General features: G+C 50.2%; 1 protein-coding gene. It reads left to right on the top strand.

What is annotated here, in order from left to right; all coding sequences use genetic code 11:
- Nucleotides 1-2,884: Ig-like domain-containing protein (locus KVT28_RS24630; RefSeq protein WP_254633650.1), on the top strand; the 2,884-nt coding region annotated here is incomplete at its 5' end.
- Between the last annotated feature and the right edge of the window lie 226 nt (nucleotides 2,885-3,110).

The raw sequence follows: 3,110 nt of genomic DNA, 5'->3' as shown, positions 1-3,110 counted from the left end.
CGGCCCGCACAGCTTCACCGCCCGGGCCACCGACCCGGCGGGCAACACCGGATTACCCTCCATCCCGTTCACCTTCATCGTGGACACCGTAATTGCGCAGCCGCTGCTGGAAACCGTGAGCGATGCGGTGACCGGCGGCGTGGAAGGTGCGATTAGCAACGACGGCACCGGCCTCACCAACGACGCCCGCCCCGTACTCAGCGGCCGCGCCGAAGCCGGCAGCCTGGTGACGATTTATGACGGCAGCTCAGCCATCGGCAGCGTCCGGGCCGATGCTGCAACCGGCGCGTGGCGCTGGCAGAGCAGCGAAAACCTGGGCGAAGGCGTGCACCTGCTGACCGTGCAGGCCACCGACCCGGCGGGCAACGTATCGGTGATGTCAGATAGCTTCACCATCACCATAGATACCCTGACTGTGCAGCCGGTGATTGCGACCATTACCGACGCGGTCAGCGGTGGCACGGTCGGCGCCGTTGCCAGCGACGGCACCGGCCTCACCAACGACGCCCGGCCGCTGCTTAATGGCACAGCGGAAAAAGGCAGCCTGGTCACCGTTTATGACGGTATCAGCGCCATCGGCAGCGTTTACGCCGATGCCGCTACCGGCATCTGGAGCTGGAAATTTACTGGAGCAGATAAGTTTGATGAAGGGAGCCACACGCTTTGCGTTAAAGCCATCGATGCAGCCGGTAATACTTCCATTCTGTCTGACAGTTTTACTATCACCGTTGATACACTGATTGCCCAGCCGATACTGGCAACCATCACCGATGCGGTAAGCGGTGGCAATCTGGGCTCAATTCCTAATAACGGCACAGGCCTGACCAACGATGCGCGTCCCCTACTTAGTGGGAGCGCCGAGAAGGGCAGCCTGGTGACGATATACGATGGCAGCACGGCGGTGGGCAGCGTCTATGCCGATGCCGCTACCGGAGCGTGGAGCTGGCAATATGCTGGTGCAGAAAAATTTGAAGATGGCGTCCATACGCTCACGGTTAGCGCTGCCGATCCGGCAGGTAATCGATCGCAACTGTCGGATAGCATTATCATCACCGTCGATACCCACATTGCGCAGCCAACACTTGCTAGCGTCACCGATACGGTAACCGGCGGCACTCTTGGCGCCATTGCTAACGACGGCACCGGCCTCACCAACGATGCGCGTCCGCTGCTCAGCGGCAATGCTGAGAAAGGCAGCCTGATCACCATTTATGACGGTATCAGCGCCATCGGCAGCGTCTACGCCGATGCCGCTACCGGCGCGTGGAGCTGGCAGTATTCCGGTGCAGATAAGTTTGAGGAAGGCCCGCACACTCTGACAGTGCAGGCCGTCGATCAAGCGGGCAATATTTCTGCACGCTCACCAAGCTTCACCATCACCGTTGATGATGTGGTCAGCGTTCCGCTGGTTACCGGTATTTATGATAAAGTTGCTGGCGGCATCACTGGATTAATCAGTGATAACGGAATTACCAATGATAGCTCACCGACAATAACGGGCACCGCTGAACCCGGCGCGTTAGTACGTTTGCGACTGACTCTAGGGCACGGGTCTGAATGGGGTGAAGAGGATGGCGTTAACCGTAAAGGTTTTAATGTTATCGCAGATAAAAATGGCAACTGGTCGCTTACTATTCCCGAAACACTGCCGGATGGTGAATGGTATTTCCGCGCTGAACAAACTGATCTGGCGGGCAATTACAGTGGATTGGGTAGTCAATACATCATTAATATCGATACCACTCCACCGGTACTGCAGGGATTGATACGGATCGGTGATATATTAAAAGTCGATTTAACAGGAACTCATGCCCAAATCGGTGATTTGTTAAAGATCAAAATAGGTAGCGAAAATATTGAACATCTGCTTACCGCAGAAGATGTTGCTGCTAGCAGAGTGGATATCACGCTAAAAAAATGGTCCTACACCGACACTTACAACGCTACCTTGACTGACATCGCCGGGAATGAATCGCCATTATTACAACGCATTCCTTACATTCAGTACACTGATTTAGAAAGTATCACTCCTCAAACGGTGGCATCAGGAGCTTCATTAGATCTTGGTCTATTTAACTTTACTGCCGGCAGTTATGACAGCATCAATGATGGGACAGCTGGCATTATTGCTCCTGGAACTGTGATTGCAGGAATGGCCTCTCCCACATCAAACATTCTCTTATTACGCAGCTCTGGTGGCAGTGAGCTGAATAAATTAACACTGAAAGGTAATGATAGCGCCACCTATTTCAGTGTAGAAATCAGAGATCTTGAGAGCCTATTGACTATTAGGTTTTATGACCTCTCTGGTAACCTCGCTCACACCGTTTTACAACCTTCAGGTGGTAATGATTCTCTCATCAATTTTCAGGCCGAAATGCCTGAAGGGATCAATTTTCACTCCGTAAGCTTTGAATTCAGAGCAGGTGATGGCATTAGTCTTGATAATTTCGCATTAGGTAATCGTGCTCAAGATAATTTAGGCGTAACTTCCCGTCTGATGGATAATCCATTAAATGATTCTGCCTCTATACTTTTTGAACTAGAACACGAAGTTAATCTTAATCAATTCATTCAGGATCATCGTCTTAACCTTGAAACTATTGAGCCTGAATCACTGATGCTTTCCATAGGTGATGTTCTAAGTCATGGCCAGGGAAATTTTTTCGCAAGTAATGATAATATTCAATTACTCATCGAAGGACACGATACGAACAATATAACCTTGTCTGATTTACTTCCTGATGGTACTGATTCAGGTGACTGGAATCAGGTTGGAGACATTACAATTGCTGGTGTGCAATATATATCTTATGCGCATGACGGCGCAGGCATTGAAGTTTTCATACAGCAGGGTATAAACGTTAATATGGAAAACAATTAATCCTTATTTTAAGCTGATAGCTTCCACGTTTAGGCTGCGATCAAAATAAAACAGGCTTTCCTATAATAGGAGAGTCTGGTTTAAATCCATCTAATCAGTTTATTTCGATCAGTTCTTTCCTACAGGTTTCGTTTCTTTTCTACATCTCCTACCTTCCCAGACCCGGCCTGTATTTCATCGCATCCCCTCCCGGCATAATTCCCGTTATTTATTTAATCTCAGCCAC

Source organism: Pantoea sp. GbtcB22 (genome assembly GCF_019091025.1).
In the GTDB taxonomy this organism is placed as follows: Bacteria; Pseudomonadota; Gammaproteobacteria; order Enterobacterales; family Enterobacteriaceae; genus Pantoea; species Pantoea leporis.
This window is presented reverse-complemented; position numbering and strand designations above follow the sequence as displayed.